The sequence below is a fragment of the Enterococcus sp. AZ104 genome (assembly GCF_050546705.1).
Lineage (GTDB): Bacteria > Bacillota > Bacilli > Lactobacillales > Enterococcaceae > Enterococcus > Enterococcus faecalis.
Window position 1 is genome coordinate 457901 of the sequence record NZ_CP172952.1, and the last position, 19728, is coordinate 477628.

Sequence of the window (19728 nt, forward strand, 5' to 3'; positions counted from 1 at the left end):
GAATGGCTTTTATTAAAGAAAATCATATTTTTTTAAATCAACAGTTACAAACGCAAGAGGATGTTTTTCACTTTTTAGCAAAAAAATCAACAGAATTGGAAGTTGCTCAGGACGCACAGGAAGTTTTCGATAAACTGAACGAGCGAGAACAAGAAGGAACAACGGGGATGATGAATGGATTTGCGATACCTCATGCAAAAGCAGCAACGATTCAACAAGCGGCCATTATCATCGTTACCTTGGACCAAGGTGTTGAGTGGCAGAGCCTTGACAACCAATTAACGGAGTTTGTGATTGCGCTGTTTATTCCAGATGCCGAAGCTGGCACGACACATTTGAAATTACTCTCTTCCGTTGCGCGCCTCCTATTAAGAGAAGAAGTTACTTCTGGACTGAAACAAGCAAGTTCGCCAGCTGAAATTGCTACGTTACTAAATAATCAATTAGGAGAGGGAACAGAATGAAAAAAATTAGTGAACAAAAACGTAAACATTTAGAAAATCTGGTAGATGATCAAGGGATTATTGGAGCACTAGCCATTGATCAACGTGGGGCCTTAAAACGCATGATGGGAAAATACAAAGAGGTGACTGCGCAAGAAATCAGTGACTTTAAAGTATTAGTATCTCGTTGCTTAACACCAGAGACTTCAGCAATTTTGTTGGATCCAGAATATGGCCTAGCTGCTGCTGAAAATCGAGCACAGACTTCAGGTTTGTTACTTGCGTATGAAAAAACGGGCTACGATGCTTCGACACCAGGACGGTTACCCGATAGTCTTGATGTTTGGTCGGTTAAGCGTTTAAAAGAAGCGGGCGCAGACGCGTGTAAATTTTTACTTTATTACGATGTTGACGAAAGTGAAGCAATCAATGAACGAAAGAAAGCTTATATAGAACGGATTGGTTCAGAGTGTTTAGCCGAAGAAATTCCATTCTTTTTAGAAATTGTCTCTTATGATGCAAACAATTCGGATAGTGCTTCAAAAGAATACGCTAAAGTAAAACCGCACAAAGTAATTGAAGCGATGAAAGAATTTTCAAAGGATCGCTATAATGTTGATGTTTTAAAAGTAGAAGTCCCTGTGAACATGAATTTTGTAGAAGGTTTTGGCACTGAAAGTCTTTATAGCCAAGATGAAGCGCAGGCTTTTTTCAACATGCAAAGTGAAGCAACACAACTTCCATTTATTTTCTTGAGTGCAGGGGTTAGTGCTACGATGTTTCAGGAAACATTGAAATTTGCAAAAAAAGCAGGTTCCTCGTTTAATGGAGTCTTATGTGGTCGCGCAACTTGGGCAGACGGCGTGCTTCCATTTGTTCAACAAGGTGCTGAAGCAGCCGTTGCGTGGCTTGAAACAACTGGTAAAACAAATGTTGACGAATTAAATCAGGTTTTAAGAGAGAGCGCAGTATCAGTCTTTGAAAAAATACAGTAATTAAGCTGAAAATATTTACTGAATTTGAACTAATTAGTCATCTGAATTAAATTTTTTCAGAAATCGTCTTCTTTAAGTGAACTCAATGTACGCAAACTCAAAAGATATGATATAATTATTTCGATATCGATGTATGAACACCCAAAAAGTAACATTGCTTTACTTTATTTGGGGAAAGTTGGGGTATTATGGGAATTCCTAAAGAAGGCGAGTTTGTAACCATTCAGAGTTATAAACATGACGGACATTTACATCGAACGTGGCGTGATACGATGGTACTAAAAACGAGCGAGTATTCTTTAATTGGTGTGAACGATCACACGTTAGTAACGGAATCCGACGGACGTCGGTGGGTGACTCGTGAACCAGCCATTGTTTATTTTCACAAGAAATATTGGTTCAATATAATAGCAATGATTAGAGAAAAGGGGGTTTCGTATTACTGCAATCTGGCTTCGCCATATGTTTTAGATGACGAAGCGTTGAAGTATATTGATTATGATTTAGATATCAAGGTTTTTCCAGATGGTGAAAAACGTTTACTAGACGTTGATGAATATGAATTTCATAGCAAACTAATGGATTATCCAGAAGATATTGACTTCATTTTAAAAGAAAATGTCAAGACTTTAGTGGATTGGATTAATAACGAAAAAGGCCCCTTCTCGCCCGAATATGTAGATATCTGGTATCAACGTTATCAACAGCTATCAAAAAAATAGCCGATGTAAACAGCCCACAAAAGGAGCTTGGAGCATTAGCCAAAATGGCTAATGCTCCAAGCTCTAAATTTTCCGATTTAATTGGTGTTATAGTTCTTTATTCATTTCGTAGTGTTCAATGCCAGCATCCATAAAAGGTGCTCCTGTTTTTTGATAACCTAAACGTTCATAGAAGCCTACAGCGGTGACTTGTGCTCCTAGAGTAATCTTGTGGTAGCCTTGTTCTTTGGCAAAATTTTCTGCCGCTTCCATAATCACTCGTCCATAGTCGGCGCCACGGTAAGCTTTTTCAACGGCCATTCGTTGTAATTTCATAACGCCATTTTCTAGTGGAAGCAAGCGACAAGTTGCGACAGCTACATGGTTCGTGTACAAAACAAAGTGAATACAATGTGCTTCATATTCATCGATTTCCATCTCTTCTGGTACCCCTTGTTCCGCTACGAATACGCGTTGACGAAGCCGGACAGCATCTAAATAAAGATCACTCATGGTATCTTTTGTTTGAGCTACATGCATAGAAAAACCCCCAAGTTCAGAATCTGTTTCTATTTTATTATACCACGAAAAAGTTCTAGCAATGAAGTATTCTCAATGACTGAGGGGGGAAGGTGTGATAAAATAAAACAGCAACAATTGAATAAAAATAAAGGAGGAGCCGCTGTGATTAATCGATTTAAAGAATCGAAATTATTTTTCTGGTCAGTTGAATTACTTGTCGTGGCCATGCTATTATTTATTGCTTCGAAAATTAATTTCTTATTTGCACCGATTGGGACATTCTTTTCAACGTTGTTTGCCCCAGTCTTAGTAGCAGGCTTTTTGTATTATTTACTAAATCCTGTGGTCAATCTACTAATGAAGACGAAAATGAAACGAATTTATGCCGTCTTACTGGTATTTTTATTACTAATCATCGCATTAGTTCTGATCTTATTAACAATTATCCCTAAGTTGGCAGATCAGCTAGCTAGTTTAGCATCAAGTATGCCGGATTTCTTTAAACAAGTGGAGACCTGGATTTATGAGATTGCGGAGTTACCTATTTTTAAACAAATTGATTTAACAAGCTATATTGAAAAAATGGATATTTCTTATGCAAATATTATCCAACAATTTTTAAGTAGTTTATCAAGTAGCTTAGGTTCAATCGTATCAACGGTGGCGTCAACCACCATTGTTTTGGTCACTGCGCCATTTATTTTATTTTATATGTTAAAAGATGGAGACAAGCTAGTACCAGCGATTCAACGTTTTTTACCTGAAAAAAGAAAAGATGATATTGTGGATCTTTTAGGACAATTGAACCAAACCTTATCCAGTTATATTAGTGGACAAGCGATTGAATGTTTATTTGTCGGTACATTTACGATTATTGGGTATTCATTGCTTGGCGTTCGTTATGCCTTTTTATTTGGTGTCATTGCCGGCTTTACGAATTTGATTCCCTATCTAGGACCTTATCTAGGATTAGCGCCCGCTGTCTTAGTGACTATCTTTAATGAACCCGTCAAAGCAGCCTTATGTTGTTTAGTGGTGCTAGTGGTTCAACAATTGGACGGAAATATTATTTATCCAAACGTTATCGGAAAATCTCTAAAAATCCATCCATTAACGATTATTTTAATTTTATTGGTAGCAGGAAATTTAGCAGGTTTGCTAGGTATTTTCCTCGGTGTCCCATTTTACGCAATCTGCCGGACCATTATCTACTATGTTATTGATATGGTCAAAGCGGGTCGTAGTGAAAAAGTTACCAATGCTGTTCTTTTAGGGAATGAAACAAATACGAAAGAAAATAACGGTTAATGATTGAATCCGCTAATCTTTCGTGCTATGATTTTATGGATTAGGATAGAAAATAACCTGTCATAATACTGATTGTGTCTGTTTCTAAGCCTAACCATAAAAAGAGGAAGAACGTTAAAAGAGTACGAAAGTACAGCCTCGGAATTATCAACAATTAAGGAGAGAGAGAACATTATGAATAATGCTGACCCTGAGAGTCAGTCGCTAATTGCGCAACTTCTATTATTAGTCGTGTTGACGTTTATCAATGCCTTTTTGGCAGCGGCGGAAATTGCAGTCGTATCTGTTAACAAGAATCGTGTGGAACAAAAAGCGGAAGACGGCGACGCAAAAGCTCAAAAATTGCTTAAGGTATTGCAAGACCCCAATAACTTTTTATCCACAATCCAAGTAGGGATTACTTTGGTTAATATCCTATCTGGTGCTTCATTAGCAGAGACTTTATCTAGTCGTTTGGCCCCTGTATTAGGTGGCGGCGCCGCAGCTAAGAGTCTTGCCAGTATCATTATCTTAGCATTGTTAACGTACGTTTCTATTGTATTTGGTGAATTATACCCTAAACGAATTGCTATGAATAAATCAGAAGAAGTCGCTCAATTGACTTCTGGTGCAGTCCGCTTTTTAGGAGTTATCGCGCGTCCCTTCGTTTGGTTGCTATCGGCTTCGACCGATTTATTATCCAAAATCACACCAATGACTTTCGATGATGCCGATTCGAAGATGACACGAGATGAAATGCGCTACATGCTTGAAACAGAAGGTGTTTTGGAAAACGAAGAACTAGAAATGCTACAAGGTGTCTTTTCATTAGATACAAAAGTGGCACGAGAAGTAATGGTTCCTCGGACAGACGCATTCATGGTTGACATCCAAGATGATGTCCAAGAAAACATCAATTTAATTTTAGGAGAAAATTATTCTCGGATTCCTGTTTATAGTGAAGACAAAGATAAAATTGTTGGTATTTTACATACCAAAACGTTACTAAAAGCTGCACGTAATTTAGGCTTTGAAAACATTGAATTAGGCGCGATTATCCAAGAACCATTATTTGTCCCAGAAACCATTTTTATTGATGATTTACTTTATGAGTTAAAACGAACACAAAACCAAATGGCGATTTTACTAGATGAATATGGCGGTGTTGTCGGTTTAGCAACACTAGAAGATTTACTAGAAGAAATCGTTGGTGAAATTGACGATGAAACAGATGAAGTAGAAAATTTATATACACAAGTGGCTGACAATGAATATTTGGTTCAAGGACGCATGTTAATTGACGAATTTAATGAAGTATTTGAAACAGATTTACACATGAGCGATGTTGATACAATGGCAGGTTACTTAATTACAGCATTAGGAACCATTCCTGATGAAGGGGAAAAACCTTCTTTTGAAGTGGGCAATATTAAGTTAACTGCTGAAGAAATGGAAGGCACACGTTTGCTAGTCTTACGCGTTCATTTCTACGATGAAGAAACTGTCGATGAAGAACCAGAAGAAAATCGTCGTTTTTTCCGTAAAGAAATGGAAGATGACGAACCAAGACGTTAAAAATAACCTGTGACATCAGTCGTTTTGACTAATGTCGCAGGTTTTCCTTTTAAAAAACAGCCAACAGCAGCTCTTTATTCTCAAGGCTTGACATGATATACTAGCAAAGGTTAATCAAAAATTATGCTGAAGAAAATAAATAAATAAACATCACAAGTGATAAGGAGATTTTTATGACGATCAATCAAAAAGAAGCAGTCGATAGTCGCCGTACGTTTGCGATTATTTCCCATCCGGATGCTGGGAAAACAACGATTACTGAACAATTATTATTATTTGGGGGCGCCATCCGCCAAGCTGGAACAGTCAAAGGGAAAAAAACAGGGAACTTTGCCAAATCTGACTGGATGGAAATTGAAAAACAACGGGGAATTTCGGTAACGAGTTCTGTGATGCAATTTGACTATCAAGACAAACGGATTAATATCTTGGACACCCCAGGGCATGAGGATTTCTCAGAGGATACGTATCGGACCTTAATGGCCGTGGATAGTGCTGTGATGGTTATTGATAGTGCCAAAGGGATTGAAGCACAAACGAAAAAACTTTTCCAAGTTGTTAAAAAACGTGGTATTCCAATTTTTACTTTTATTAACAAATTGGACCGTGACGGACGGGAACCATTGGAACTTTTAGAAGAATTGGAAGAACTATTGGATATTGAATCTTACCCAATGAACTGGCCAATTGGTATGGGAAAAGGCCTAGAAGGTCTATACGATATTTATAATGAACGTGTGGAATTATATCGTCCAGAAAATAATGGTGGGGAGCGTTTTATTCCTTTAAAAGATGGCGATATCCCAAGCGATTTACCATTGCACAATAACAGCGTTTATCAACAAGTGTTGGAAGATGTTGAGTTATTGGTAGAAGCAGGCGATGAATTTAGCGAGGAAAAAATCGCTCGTGGTGATCAAACGCCAGTCTTCTTCGGTTCTGCTTTGACAAACTTTGGGGTTCAAACATTTTTAGAAACCTTCTTACAATTTGCGCCTGCGCCACATGCGCATAAAACAGAAGAGGGTGGCGAAGTAAGTCCTTACGAAAAAGAATTTTCAGGCTTTGTCTTTAAAATTCAAGCGAATATGAACCCAGCCCATCGTGATCGAATTGCCTTTGTTCGAATTTGTTCAGGTGTTTTTGAAAGAGGCATGGACGTGACCTTAGGTAGAACAGGTAAAAAAGTCAAATTAAGTAACGTGACACAATTTATGGCGGATGCCCGCGAAAACGTCACAGAAGCTGTTGCAGGCGATATTATCGGCGTGTATGACACAGGAAATTACCAAATTGGCGATACTTTGTATGAAGGGAAAATGAATGTTCAATACGAAGAGTTGCCGTCATTTACCCCTGAATTATTCATGAAAGTGACTGCCAAAAACGTAATGAAACAAAAATCTTTCCATAAAGGAATTTACCAACTGGTTCAAGAAGGAGCCATTCAATTATACAAAACATATTTAACAGAAGAATATATCATTGGCGCCGTAGGTCAATTGCAGTTTGAAGTTTTCCAATATCGAATGTCCAATGAATACAATGCTGAAGTGGTAATGACGCCAATGGGTTCTAAAATTGCCCGCTGGATTAATCCAGAAGATTTAGATGAACGCATGAGCTCTAGCCGAAACATTTTGGCACGGGACCGTTTCGACCAACCATTGTTCTTATTTGAAAACCAATTTGCGGAACGCTGGTTTGCTGATAAATATCCAGATGTTGAACTGAAAAGTTTGATGTAAAATTAATTTGTAATCAATCAGTAGCTGAATCTTTAGAAGATTGAAGCTCGGCGCAGTCATTCTCAAGATGATTGCGCTGAGCTTTTCTTGTTATAAGGTATTAAAGCAGGCGTGATTGTTTTTTTTGAGATAGAATACTTACTATAACGAACCTATCAAGGAGTGGACAAGAACATGAATTTTTATGGCATCGAGTATTTAAAAAGCCAATCTAATTTAAATGATTACTTAAAGTATTTTTTTATTTTTGCTTTGTTAATCGGGCTAGTCATTGTGTTTAGTTTTTATGTGCGACATCAAATTCAAACGAAATATCGTGAATTAAGTATTATTATTTTTTTATCATTATTATTTGTTTTAGGGGTTCAATATTCCAATTATCAACTGAACCAAAATCAGCATTCACAATCTTCACAAATGGTACATTTTGTCGAACAAGTGGCACGGGAAAAAAAGGTTTCTCCAGAAAAAGTTTATGTCAATGGTACACAATTGGCTGACGGAACCATAGTTAAAATTGACGAAGTGTTTTATAAAATGAGTTTAAGTACGGATCAGCAGTCTTATACGTTACAAGAAACGTATTTATTAACACCAACGATTGAAATCATAAAGTAAAGTGAGGGAAAATTAATGCAGTTTTATAGTCCAATTATTATTAAATTTGCTTTAGGTATTATTTGTTTAATTGTCCAAATTAATTTGATGGGAAAAGGCAATTTGGCGCCCACATCGGCTATGGACCAAGTGCAAAACTATGTATTGGGGGGCATTATTGGTGGTGTTATTTATAATGATTCAATTACGGTGCTCCAATTTGTATTAGTGTTAATTTTGTGGACATTATTAGTCTTAATTTTAAAATTTGCAAAAGAACACAATCGCTATGTGAAGCAAATTGTGGATGGTAAACCCATTACTTTAATCAAGGATGGACAGGTTGTGGTGAAGGAATGTTTGAAAAATGGTATTTCTGCAAATGATCTAATGTTTAAATTACGAGCAAATGGTATTTATGAAGTCCAGCTTGTTAAACGGGCGGTTTTAGAACAAAATGGTCAATTAACAATCGTCGAATATGGCGATGAAAGTATTCGTTATCCGATTATTGTGGACGGTCAAGCCAACATGGATGTCCTAGAGTTAATCAAAAAAGATGAGCACTGGCTATTAACGCAAATCCAAGAACAAGGATTCCAAAGATTACAGGAAATCTATTTAGGTGAGTATTTATCTGGACAGTTAAGTTTATCGCCGTATGAAGAAAAAACGATTTCTTAGCTATACTTTTCATTCTACTTATATTAAAATTAAATGGTAATTCAATGAGTTTTAAAAGGAGGAAAAATGAAAACTAAAAAGATAGTTGTCGGGTTATTTTGTTCAATGATTATTTTAATGGGGTGCCAACCAGATCAACGAACTGAAAAAATGAAAGAAAGTACTGAAGCAGAAGCAGTCCAAGTAACGAGTGGTGCCTCGGCAGCCACTAATGCCACTTCTGTAAAGCAGGAGGAGCAGACAAACACGAATGATCAACCGAAGGAGAGTGCTGCCAAAGTGAGTTATGAGCGTAATGGACATACCTTTGAAGTTGATGCTGTTTCTGGCGCTACAGTAGAAGCTAATAATGGACAATCAGGAATTAGTCCAGAAGAAAAAGCTCAGAAGATGTATTGGTCAGGTCGTCCAGAAATCGGGGAAGTTCAAGGGGATTATTATCATCATGAAGTCGTGTTTGATGGCGGCTATACGGCTTTAATTGATGTCGTTGTTAAGGATCAACAAATTCAGTTAGTAGAATTTGATGAACGTGGACCTAAAAACTATTATTCTGAAGAATGGGCAGGAGTGACAAAACGTTTATCCGGCTATGCAAATTTTCAAGCGAACAACGCCCGAACTGATCAATCGTTAGTGACCGTTGTTAATACGATGACTTTTCTAGAAAATCAAATGGTTGCTGAAAATCGCCTAGATGGCGCATTCCAGACAGCCAAAGGTCAATCCAATAGCGCTAATAATGGCTATCTTCCTGCTGCTAGGGCTTTAGCCAAGGAAATCAAAGAACCTTCAAAAGAACATTATACAAGTCTAACAGAAGATTTTGGGGAGGGGCTTTCTGGACGTTTAACTGTTATTACGTTAAAAGATTCAGGGAAAATAACCGATCTTCGTTATGATGAATATTTTGCAGATACAGAAGAAGAGATTAAAGACGCAAAACTGAAGGCTTATTCTCGCCAATCAAAATATTTTTCTAAAGATTATGCTCAAAAATCGGGGGAAAATTTCAAAAAAGAAGTGGATGACTTAAGAAAAAAAGCAATCGAGGAAAATAAATTAGTCAGTCCGACAAATGAGGAAGCCTGGTCGGAAAATTATCAAAGGCTTGTAAAAAAAATAACGTCACAATAAATTAAAAAAACTGCCAAAGTGGGGAAACTTCGGCAGTTTTTTTTAGTTTTCCATGAGGGAAACTTTTAATGGAACAGACACTTCGGTCACATGGTTTAACTCAATGATAGAAATTTCATCTGGGTCATAAGCCTCTTTAGGTAATCGTTTTAACAGTTTTGCTAAAATTTCTTTTACTTCTGTCGGACGAATGCGACGATTTTTATTCATAATCAGAACTTCCACATGGTGAGCTGCTTCTGAATAGACAGCGGTCGTGTTTCCTGCTGAGTAGACTTTTACAAAGTAAGCATCCGTGTTTTCCAATTGTTTATTTACTAATTGTTTGTAGCTATTGGTCACATTCACTAATTTCATTTTATCACCTCATTATAGTTGTGTGCTGCAAAAGAGCGTTTCCAATTATGTACAGGAGTTCCAGATTGAATTTTTTCTATGAGGAACAAGTATACGAATATCTTTCTTCTATTATAGTTTTTTTTGATGAAAATAAAAAGTGAAAAGCATAAAAAAATCCGCACGCATTGTTATTAATGCGTGTGGATTTTTGATTATTCTGCTTGGTCAGATGTTGAAGTTTCTGTTTTAGTCACTTCTTGTGCGCCAGTTACGATAATTTTACCTTCGTTATCTAACGCTGCGACTAATTGATGATTTTCAGGATGATCTAGATAGTATTCAGCAATGCCGTCTTCAATTTGTTCTTGAATTGTTCGACGTAAAGGACGAGCGCCCATTGCAGGATCATAACCTAAATCAACGAGTTTCTCTTTGACTTCTGTTGGAACCTCAATGTGTAATTTTTGTTTAGCTAATAAGCCATTTACTTCTTCTAACATCAAGCTGACAATGTTCATCAGGTTTTCTTTGCTTAATGCTTTGAATTCGATAATACCATCGAAACGGTTAAGGAATTCGGGGGTGAAGAAGTTGTTCAATTGACCTAAAACGGATTTAGTCACACCTTCACGGGCAGCACCGAAGCCAACGTTGGCTTCCACAGCTCCTGTTCCAGCATTACTTGTCATGATAATGATGGTGTCTTTAAAGCTGACCGTACGACCTTGTGCATCTGTTAAACGACCATCGTCGAGAATTTGTAAAAACATGTGTAAAACATCAGGATGCGCTTTTTCAATTTCATCCAATAAAATTAAACTATAAGGATTACGACGGACTTTTTCTGTGAGTTGTCCAGCTTCGTCATACCCAACATAGCCTGGAGGAGAACCAATCAGTTTAGAAACACTGTGTTTTTCCATATACTCACTCATATCAAAACGAACCATCGAATCTTCTGAACCGAATAGCTCAAAAGCTAATTGTTTTGCTAATTCTGTTTTACCAACGCCTGTTGGCCCAACAAATAAGAAGGAACCAATTGGGCGGTTTTGTTTGCCTAGGCCTACACGATTGCGACGAATCGCTTTAGCTACTTTATCGACGGCATCATCTTGTCCGACAACATGAGCTTTTAAGTCAACAGCTAAATTTTTCAATTGGGTTTGTTCTTTTTCTTTTAAGTCACCGACAGGAATGCCAGTTTTTTGTTCCACAATGGCTTCAATATCTTTTTCAGTGATGACGGGTGTTTCTTCATCGCTGATTTGTTTTTCTTTCATTGCTTGTAATTTATTGATTTGATCACGATAATAAGCCGCTTTTTCAAAATCTTCTTCTGCGGAAGCTTGTTGTTTTTGTTGTTCCGCTTCTGCTAATTTTTTATCAATTGTTTTTGGATCGACGAGTTGAATAGTTAGATTCATTTTTGAACCAGATTCATCTAACAAGTCAATCGCTTTATCTGGTAAAAAGCGATCTTGAATGTAACGATTGGATAAGTTTGCTGCTGCGTTAATCGCTTCATCTGTATATTTAACATGATGATAATCTTCATAACGTTTTTGCAAACCATGTAAAATCGTTATGGTTTCGGCAACGGTTGGCTCATCTACTTGGACTGGTTGCATCCGACGTTCTAAGGCAGCATCTTTTTCAATAATACGGTACTCATTTAAAGTTGTGGCACCGACTAATTGTAATTCACCACGTGCTAAGGCTGGTTTTAAAATATTGCCAGCATCCATATTGCCATCACCAGCAGCACCAGCACCCACAATTTCATGGACTTCATCAATAAATAAAATGACATTTTCAGCTTCAGTGATTTCTTCAATCAATTTTTGCATCCGTTCTTCAAATTGTCCGCGAATACCAGTTCCTTGAACAAGTGAAACCACATCTAAACGAATGACTTCTTTGTCCAATAATTTTTGGGGCACATCGCCATCGACAATTTTTTGGGCTAAACCTTCAACAACGGCTGTTTTACCAACACCTGGTTCACCGATTAAAACGGGGTTGTTTTTTGTACGGCGATTTAAGATTTCAATGACACGCTTAATTTCTTGATCACGTCCTACCACAGGATCGATATCTCCTTGGCGTGCCGCTTCGGTGATGTTAATCCCATACTCGCCTAGTAAACCTTGACCAGCGCCAGCGCCTCCGCGAGGGGGTTGACCTCCATTACCACCATCACCAAATTGAGTGGGTGGTGTTTGTTGTTCATAAGGATTACCTTGTTGCATTTGGCGAGAAAGAGAGCGATATAAATCGTCTAAACTCCCAAAGCCAAAAGGGTCTTGTCCCATATTTTGAGGGGAATTATTTGCTTGATTTTTTAATTTTTGATAGCAGCTTTGGCAATAGTCCAGTTGTTTTCTTTGACCATTCACATTTGCATATAAATGAATTGTTGCTTCATTTTGTTGACAATTTTGACAAATCATTGAATGAAACACATCCTTTCAAAATAACTGAGGCCAGAAAAATAGTTGTTTGCTCTATTATTTCTAGTAAACAGACCATTTTTCCTCAAACCAGCCAAGTACTAGATAGCAGGAATAAATTCTGTCTATAAAATCACTTGACCATTTTTGACCTTTGAGGTTATTATAGCATTTTTTGTAAGAGAATCAAGTAAAAGACCTTGTTTAAAAAAAGGCAAAGATTCGATTTTTTTACAGACAATTGCGCCATTTTCAAGTAAACTATAAGAGTTGATATTTAAGAGAAAGAGTGGTGAAATCAATGGCTGAAAATCCTTTTGTAGAAAAAATTGCTTCATTAAAAGCTGGAGAAATCTCTGAATTAATCGTGGAGCAAAATGAATTTTTCCAATTTCGTGATGCTTGGATTTCTTTGCCTGACCGCGCGGAAATTGTTGGAGAAGCGGGGTTAAATGGACGAATCATTTATCGTTACCAAAAAGAGGAAGAATAGTCAGTGCAAAACATCACGAAATTTAAGCAAAAAGTGTTGTGTAAGATAGAAAAAAATGGTAATCTTAGAAACTGAAAGGGTCTTTTTTCGAGTAGACGTTTGATTTTAGCGTATCAAGAAAGGAAAACCCTAACATAAAAATTTTTTATTTACGAAGGAGACCGATTTATATGGAAAAGAAAGAATTTCACATTGTAGCAGAAACAGGAATTCACGCACGTCCAGCTACTTTATTAGTACAAACTGCAAGCAAATTTAACTCAGATATTAACTTAGAATACAAAGGTAAATCTGTTAACTTAAAATCAATCATGGGCGTTATGTCTTTAGGCGTTGGTCAAGGTTCTGACGTAACAATCACTGTTGATGGTGCTGACGAAGCTGAAGGAATGGCAGCAATCGTTGAAACATTACAAAAAGAAGGATTGGCTGAATAATGTCTGAGATGCTAAAAGGGATTGCCGCAAGTGATGGCGTTGCTGTTGCTAAAGCTTACCTGCTAGTTCAACCTGACTTGTCTTTCAACAAAACTTCCGTAGAAGATACTGATGCAGAAGCAACTCGCTTAGACGATGCTTTAGCAAAATCTACTGAAGAGTTGCAAGCAATTCGCGACAAAGCAGCTCAAAGCCTTGGTGAAGCAGAAGCGCAAGTTTTCGATGCTCATTTAATGGTTTTATCTGACCCAGAAATGGTTGGTCAAATCAAACAAAATATCCAAGACAACAAAGTCAATGCAGAAGCTGCCTTGAAAGAAGTTACGGATATGTATATTGGTATGTTTGAAGCAATGGACGATAATGCTTACATGCAAGAGCGTGCAGCAGATATTCGTGACGTTGCCAAACGTATCTTAGCACATTTATTAGGTGTGACTCTTCCAAATCCTTCAATGATTAACGAAGAAGTAATCGTGGTTGCCCATGACTTAACACCTAGTGATACTGCACAATTAGACCGTACGTATGTTAAAGCCTTTGTTACAGACATCGGCGGACGTACTTCTCACTCAGCAATCATGGCTCGTTCGTTAGAAATCCCTGCAATCGTTGGTACAAAAGAAATTACTGACAAAGTAAAAGCAGGCGATATTTTAGCAGTGAACGGAATCATTGGGGATGTTATTATTGACCCAACAGATGCTGAAAAATCTGAATTTGAAGCAGAAGCAAAAGCTTATGCAGATCAAAAAGCAGAATGGGATAAACTAAAAAATGCAGAAACAGTGACAGCTGACGGCAAACATGTTGAGTTAGCTGCAAACATTGGTACACCAAAAGATTTAGAAGGCGTACACAAAAACGGCGGCGAAGCTGTTGGTTTATATCGTACAGAATTCTTATACATGGATTCATCTGACTTTCCAACTGAAGAGGACCAATACCAAGCGTATAAAGCAGTTCTTGAAGGAATGGAAGGAAAACCAGTTGTGGTTCGTACAATGGATATTGGTGGGGACAAAGAGCTTCCTTACCTAACATTACCACACGAAATGAACCCATTCTTAGGTTACCGTGCATTACGTATTAGCTTATCAGAACTAGGTGACGGCATGTTCCGTACACAAATGCGTGCATTATTACGTGCGTCTGTTCATGGTAACTTACGTATCATGTTCCCAATGGTTGCTACTTTGAAAGAATTTAGAGCAGCGAAAGCAATCTTTGAAGACGAAAAACAAAAATTAGTCAACGAAGGTGTTGAAGTTTCAAACGATATCCAAGTAGGTATTATGATTGAAATTCCAGCAGCTGCCGTATTAGCTGATAAATTTGCCAAAGAAGTAGACTTCTTTAGTGTTGGAACCAACGACTTAATCCAATACACAATGGCGGCAGACCGTATGAACGAACGCGTTTCTTACTTATACCAACCATACAACCCATCAATCTTACGTTTAATTAAAAATGTAATTGATGCAGCACACGCTGAAGGTAAATGGGCTGGTATGTGTGGTGAAATGGCGGGCGATCAAACAGCTGTTCCATTACTATTGGGTATGGGCTTAGATGAGTTCTCAATGAGTGCTACATCTATCCTTAAAACACGTAGCTTGATGAAACGTCTAGACACAACTAAAATGGCTGAACTTGCTGACCGCGCATTAAAAGAATGCGACACGATGGAAGAAGTCGTTGCATTAGTTGAAGAATATACAAAATAATTAAGTGATTATGAAAGCACATCGACAATTGTCGATGTGCTTTTTTATTGTTGCGATTCACGTATTTTTTTCTTGAAATAATAAATCGTGCTTCCCAAAATGAATAGAAAAACTAGCGTGATGCTACTCACCAGTTTCCAAGGGAAATTGGTGTGTTTTTCAGGTGGGAGGTTGACGGCGGTAGCATTGTATTTTTTAGCTTCTTTTTCTTGGATAACTAAGTGTTTTTCCCACGAATAGTCTTGATAGCCATCGTTTGCTTTGATTTTTACAGTATAATTTCCAGGAACAAAAGGTTGTTCCTTTAAGTCAATCCGATAATTAAAATTTGTATTAGGGGCCATTGTTAACGACTCTTGGTGATTTTCGTAGCGAGGTTTAGCTTCTTTTTCATAATATAAAGAGGCATCGACTTGTAATTTTTTAATCATAGCCGCTTGTTTGTTTTGGAGATTCATTAATACGCGGTTACGACCGTTAGCTTGATCGGTTTTTACTTCATTTAAAGATAATTCTGGCTGAACAGGTTCATCTGTTTCACTAAGTAAGACACCGACTACATAAGAAAAACGATTATTGATGGCCACGCCGTTTTCTGAGTGAGCAGGTTGTTCATCTGACTTTTGTTCAAAGTAGAGTCCTCCTAAAACATACCCATTAAATGGTTTTTCCGGTAAAGTAAGCTGACATTCAACAGTCTTGGTTGAGTGTTTAGGTAGGTGGATTTCTTTTGGTAATTGCGCAATCTCATTAAAAGTAAAAGGTGCAGACGGATCTTTTTTTGTTTCAGCATGAGAATAATCTGCCAAGCCATTATCATTAGTAATCGCTGCATTGGCTGAAGCTAGCACGGTAATGTCGTTGGCTGTTTGATTCGTTAGTTCGATTTGTAGCTTTTGTGTTTGGTTTGGAGCGACACGTAAATCAAAATAACTTGTTTCTTTGGTTCGTTGATTGTCGGGTAAAATGGCTTTTACAGAAAAAGTCATTTCGCTTGCTTCTACAGAATAAGAGCCAATAAAAAATAAAAAAATGATGACGCTAATAGCATGGAGCCATTTAAAAAGCTGCTGATTCATAGTGTGCACTCCTTTTTGACAATTTTTTATAACAAGGTATTGCATGAAACAACTTCATGCAATACCTTGTTTGTTTTCTTTTAAAGTGGTGTATCATCCAAAATCCAAGTAAGCGTTGTTTTATATTGTTTAGCTGCAACTTTTTTCGTTGTCGCAGGAACAGTTAATTGAATGCCTTGAGCAGCGGTCGCTCCGCTACCAAAAGCTAATGTCCAAGTGCCCATTCCTGTTGAAAGAGCGGCAGTCGCCACAGGAGAAGTGGCGGCACCAGTTGGATCCAAGGTTACTGGGACCGTTAATGGCGCCAAAGAAAGTAACTGTGTTGAATTGGGTGTTGCTGCTAAAAAGGTCAAGGACGCATTATCCAAAACAGCGGGTGTTGAATCACTTGTAGCAAATTGCGCACTCTGTTTAACTGATAATTTCCAGCCAAGATTTAGACCACGTTTGTCAGTTACTTGGACATAGTTTGGCACGCTAATTAAATCGCCAGTACTATTTTGCACTTGATCCAGTTGTGCCGAATAGATCGCTGTTCCGGCTTGAATTTGCTTTGATCCAAAATGGATATTTGAAACATAGTCAATACTAAGGGGGCCGGCTGTACCAGGTTGATGAGGATCAGCAGGATTAGGTGTCACAGGCTGAGAAGGGTTCGTCGGGTTGACAGGTGGCGTGACAGTATTATCAAGAGTAAACGTAATATCAGCGTTGGATTGAATAGAAGCGACTTGAGCTGCTTCAACTTTTGGACTATTTAAAAGCATAAGAGGCGTAGCAACGAACAAAATGCTTGAAATGCGCACGATCTTTTTCATTTTTTATTCCTTCTTTCTTGTTTATTTTTAACTTTTAAAAAAGCTAAATCCTAATTAGAGGGGTGTATCAGAAAGAATCCATTGTAATTCGGCAGTGTAAGATTCTTTGACCGTTAAGTTAAGGTCAGGAGCAACGCTTAAAAAAAGTCCATTTTGTTGGTTCCAAGGAATTTCTACATTGTTATCGTCCGTTGCGGTGTATTGATAAACTTCGGTTGCTAAAGAGGAGATAGGAAAATCACTACCATTTTTTCGATAAATGAAAGCTTGCTGGATCGTTTTATTTGTAGAAGTTGAATGCATGGGCTGACTCTCTCTTACCAACAAATGCCATGGTGTTTTTGCAACTCGACCATCGGCAATGAGGAAAGGAGCGCTGATGGTCAATGGTGAGTATATGGTTCGTTTGCTGGGAAAAGGTAAATTTTTAAAGGAAACTGTAGTTGGTATCTGCACAAAACGGAGGGTACCGTTTTTGATAGGTAAAGACTGTTCCTTAGTGATTGGCGTAATTGGCGTTCCGCCACCATCATTGCCAGTAACCGTGCTAGAAAATAAAAGAAATTGGTTTATCCATTCTTCTGTAACCGTTGCTGTATATTGTAAGGTGAATTGTGTATTGGCTTCTGTAAAATTATCTGCTGGCAGCGAATTGTGATAACTCCAATACGGCAAACCAGTGGAACTATCAGTTAAAAGTTGAAGCCCAGCTATTGGCGTACTTAAACCTGCTGCTGATTGTTTTGTTAATGTAGCAGCTGAAAGTTGGGACAGTCCTTTAGGCACCGTTGCTCGTAATTGCTGATTCATCCACGTTGCTGGTTGATTGGTTAAACGTGTGGTTAACGTAAAACGAATTATTTGACCACTTACGACAGAGTTTGCAGCTTCCCAGAGCCCTTGTGCATTTTTCCGCTCAATGATTTGCGTGACCGTTAGTTGAGGCACAGAATAAGCAACTGTTTGAGAAACAGTAGAACTGGTTAGCAAAGGCAGGCCAGTGCGATTGCTGAGCCCTTGGACCCACAAGCTGACCGTTTCTCCTCCTTGGAAAGTGGGTAAATTAGCAAATTGAAAATGGCCATTGGAATCTAAGGACGTTGTGTAAATAGAACCACCATTTATTTGTACTTTAACTTGATAGGTTCCGTTAGATACTTGAGAAGCTTTACCTGAAAGTTGAGTTGAGCCGGCATTGGCGACTACGTTTGTGACTGGTTGGATTGACCAATTGACACTTTGGTCAGCTGAGGGGCTGCTTTGAATATAGTCGGTTGACGTTTTGGAACGAGCAAAGACAATTGTAGAGAGAGTGTCGCCATATTCTAATGGTGAAGCTAACGATGTCGAGAAATTTCCGGCTGCATCGACAGAAATCCCTTTCACCACAATGGGGGTAGTGGTGCCATCATGGCGGTTCAAGGTTAATTGAACAGAGTAGTTATAGTTTGGGTCTTGTACTTGTTGAATGGTCCCTGTTACAGTAGTGTCCAGATGATTTGGTTGAGTTAGTTTGGCTGGTGTGACTTGAGGAACGGGATAATTCCCTAAACTAAGTTGAGCTTTGCTAATTACGCCTGTTTTTGTATTATTCCCAATAATAATATTAATTGCGCCTAATCCAGTGCCAACATCTGTAAAGGTTCCTCGAATCGGATAGTCTTTGCCGTTAAGAGCAGGAGGGATTGAAATTCCTCGTTTATAAAGTGCGCCGACATCAAACGAAATGGCGGCAGACCATTTGGTTCCGGGAAGTAACACCAAGGTGCTACTTGGAAAAGTCAGATAAACAGAATGATAAGTGCTACTATAAGAGAGACTGACGCCGTTAGTTGAACTGTGAATATCTTGAGTGGCTGTTCCTGGATAACTGACAGTCCCTGTTAAAAGAGTCAGAAAATCTTGTTGCTTTAGAGTGTCGTTATCTAACTGGCTTGAAATTTCTGTAGGAAGTTGAATAGCAATAATCGGTCGATCATTAATTGCTAAGCCGATAAGTGTCACACTGTATTCATACGAAAGTGTGATAATATCTTGGTTATACGTTCCCGTGCTTAAGGTACTTTTTAAGGTGCTATTACCAACAGAAACACTAGCTGGCGTAGGTGCCATAGGTTCATCGTTTTCAGAGGAATCATGGGTTTGCTCGGTTTCTTGTTCCACGATATCGGTTGCTTGAGTTGTTTGTTGTTCTGTTGAAACTGAGGTAAATGTTTTACTAAAAGTAGAGGCGTGAGTTGTAGGGTTCAGTGTTTCAGAATGAGCTATCAAAGGTTGAGTCAGCGATAAAAAAAGCCATGATATGATGCAAGAAAAGATTCCCCAGACGAACTTATTCAAAACCATCCTCTCCTTTTTTGATATTATATGTATAATGGCGAAAATATATAATGCGTAAATATTGAGTACATACATTCTATAATGGGCCATTCATAAAGTAAAGCGATTACATCCGATGGTAAACAAGATATTTTGTTCACAATCTTTTAGTGTTTTAAGAAGGAAATTTCTCGAAATTCTATGCTTTTTTAATCCGAAAAAATTAAAAAACTGATAGTTTGCTAAAAATCGAGTCTTTCTTTCACTTCTTAGCACTTAAAATATTTACATTTTCCTAGGGATAGTGTACTATTTAAAGGTATGCATAAATAAAGTTTGATGTATAAAATTAAATGTTATTCGGAGGGAAACAA

At 38.0% G+C, this 19728-nt stretch carries 18 protein-coding genes; 12 read left to right on the plus strand and 6 right to left on the minus strand.

The window, feature by feature from the left end:
* The first annotated feature begins 2 nt into the window (after nucleotides 1-2).
* From IGJ37_RS02305 to bph, 3 genes are all read left to right on the plus strand, one after another.
* Nucleotides 3-464, plus strand: coding sequence for a fructose PTS transporter subunit IIA (locus tag IGJ37_RS02305; RefSeq protein WP_002358680.1), 462 nt, complete (start codon nucleotides 3-5; stop codon nucleotides 462-464).
* Nucleotides 461-1438, plus strand: a complete 978-nt coding sequence (gene lacD / locus IGJ37_RS02310) for a tagatose-bisphosphate aldolase (RefSeq protein ID WP_002375930.1) — start codon at nucleotides 461-463, stop codon at nucleotides 1436-1438. Before IGJ37_RS02305 ends, lacD begins: the two co-directional genes overlap by 4 nt.
* Before the next feature lie 188 nt (nucleotides 1439-1626).
* Nucleotides 1627-2160, plus strand: a complete 534-nt coding sequence (bph, locus tag IGJ37_RS02315) for a biofilm phosphatase Bph (protein WP_002355538.1) — start codon at nucleotides 1627-1629, stop codon at nucleotides 2158-2160.
* A gap of 87 nt (nucleotides 2161-2247) precedes the next feature.
* Here bph and IGJ37_RS02320 read toward each other — a convergent pair whose 3' ends face one another.
* Nucleotides 2248-2679: a GNAT family N-acetyltransferase gene (locus IGJ37_RS02320; protein WP_002355539.1), complete on the minus strand. Its 432-nt coding sequence runs from the start codon at nucleotides 2677-2679 to the stop codon at nucleotides 2248-2250.
* 75 nt (nucleotides 2680-2754) lie between these two features.
* On the opposite strand from IGJ37_RS02320, the gene IGJ37_RS02325 reads away from it, so the two are divergent.
* The 6 genes from IGJ37_RS02325 to IGJ37_RS02350 all read left to right on the plus strand — a co-directional run bounded on the left by IGJ37_RS02325 (nucleotide 2755) and on the right by IGJ37_RS02350 (nucleotide 9689).
* On the plus strand, nucleotides 2755-3969 hold the full coding sequence (locus IGJ37_RS02325; RefSeq protein ID WP_002384914.1) for an AI-2E family transporter: 1215 nt from the start codon (nucleotides 2755-2757) through the stop codon (nucleotides 3967-3969).
* A 174-nt stretch (nucleotides 3970-4143) separates the two neighbouring features.
* Nucleotides 4144-5523: a hemolysin family protein gene (locus tag IGJ37_RS02330; RefSeq protein WP_002363168.1), complete on the plus strand. Its 1380-nt coding sequence runs from the start codon at nucleotides 4144-4146 to the stop codon at nucleotides 5521-5523.
* Nucleotides 5524-5696: 173 nt separating this feature from the next.
* Nucleotides 5697-7271 (plus strand): peptide chain release factor 3, encoded by a 1575-nt coding sequence (locus IGJ37_RS02335; RefSeq protein WP_002355543.1) that lies wholly within the window; start codon nucleotides 5697-5699, stop codon nucleotides 7269-7271.
* A gap of 174 nt (nucleotides 7272-7445) precedes the next feature.
* Nucleotides 7446-7889 (plus strand): DUF3290 domain-containing protein, encoded by a 444-nt coding sequence (locus IGJ37_RS02340; RefSeq protein ID WP_002361249.1) that lies wholly within the window; start codon nucleotides 7446-7448, stop codon nucleotides 7887-7889.
* A gap of 15 nt (nucleotides 7890-7904) precedes the next feature.
* The gene (locus IGJ37_RS02345; protein WP_002355545.1) at nucleotides 7905-8552 is read left to right on the plus strand and encodes a DUF421 domain-containing protein; all 648 of its coding nucleotides are present in this window, start codon (nucleotides 7905-7907) and stop codon (nucleotides 8550-8552) included.
* A gap of 66 nt (nucleotides 8553-8618) precedes the next feature.
* Nucleotides 8619-9689: a hypothetical protein gene (locus tag IGJ37_RS02350; RefSeq protein ID WP_002363169.1), complete on the plus strand. Its 1071-nt coding sequence runs from the start codon at nucleotides 8619-8621 to the stop codon at nucleotides 9687-9689.
* Between the two features lie 42 nt (nucleotides 9690-9731).
* On the opposite strand, the gene IGJ37_RS02355 is transcribed toward IGJ37_RS02350, so the two are convergent.
* Together IGJ37_RS02355 and IGJ37_RS02360 are read right to left on the minus strand one after the other, a co-directional pair.
* Nucleotides 9732-10046, minus strand: coding sequence for a DUF1827 family protein (locus IGJ37_RS02355; RefSeq protein ID WP_002355547.1), 315 nt, complete (start codon nucleotides 10044-10046; stop codon nucleotides 9732-9734).
* A gap of 194 nt (nucleotides 10047-10240) precedes the next feature.
* Nucleotides 10241-12481 carry an ATP-dependent Clp protease ATP-binding subunit gene (locus IGJ37_RS02360; RefSeq protein ID WP_002386935.1) on the minus strand — a complete coding sequence of 747 codons (2241 nt, stop codon included), beginning with the start codon at nucleotides 12479-12481 and terminating at the stop codon, nucleotides 10241-10243.
* Nucleotides 12482-12782: 301 nt separating this feature from the next.
* On the opposite strand from IGJ37_RS02360, the gene IGJ37_RS02365 reads away from it, so the two are divergent.
* The 3 genes from IGJ37_RS02365 to ptsP all read left to right on the plus strand — a co-directional run bounded on the left by IGJ37_RS02365 (nucleotide 12783) and on the right by ptsP (nucleotide 15138).
* Complete coding sequence (locus IGJ37_RS02365) at nucleotides 12783-12974, plus strand: hypothetical protein (protein ID WP_002366170.1); 192 nt, start codon at nucleotides 12783-12785, stop codon at nucleotides 12972-12974.
* 170 nt (nucleotides 12975-13144) lie between these two features.
* Nucleotides 13145-13411 carry a phosphocarrier protein HPr gene (locus IGJ37_RS02370; protein WP_002355551.1) on the plus strand — a complete coding sequence of 89 codons (267 nt, stop codon included), beginning with the start codon at nucleotides 13145-13147 and terminating at the stop codon, nucleotides 13409-13411.
* The gene (ptsP, locus tag IGJ37_RS02375) at nucleotides 13411-15138 is read left to right on the plus strand and encodes a phosphoenolpyruvate--protein phosphotransferase (RefSeq protein WP_002361251.1); all 1728 of its coding nucleotides are present in this window, start codon (nucleotides 13411-13413) and stop codon (nucleotides 15136-15138) included. The genes IGJ37_RS02370 and ptsP overlap by 1 nt, the downstream gene beginning before the upstream one ends.
* A 44-nt stretch (nucleotides 15139-15182) precedes the next feature.
* Here the strand turns inward: ptsP and IGJ37_RS02380 are convergent, their stop codons facing one another.
* The 3 genes from IGJ37_RS02380 to IGJ37_RS02390 are packed head-to-tail and all read right to left on the minus strand — an operon-like array spanning nucleotide 15183 to nucleotide 19465.
* Nucleotides 15183-16262, minus strand: a complete 1080-nt coding sequence (locus IGJ37_RS02380; protein WP_025190676.1) for a DUF916 and DUF3324 domain-containing protein — start codon at nucleotides 16260-16262, stop codon at nucleotides 15183-15185.
* A 35-nt stretch (nucleotides 16263-16297) separates the two neighbouring features.
* The gene (locus IGJ37_RS02385; protein ID WP_010777416.1) at nucleotides 16298-17035 is read right to left on the minus strand and encodes a WxL domain-containing protein; all 738 of its coding nucleotides are present in this window, start codon (nucleotides 17033-17035) and stop codon (nucleotides 16298-16300) included.
* A 54-nt stretch (nucleotides 17036-17089) separates the two neighbouring features.
* Nucleotides 17090-19465, minus strand: coding sequence for a hypothetical protein (locus IGJ37_RS02390; protein ID WP_430598955.1), 2376 nt, complete (start codon nucleotides 19463-19465; stop codon nucleotides 17090-17092).
* Nucleotides 19466-19728 lie beyond the last annotated feature (263 nt).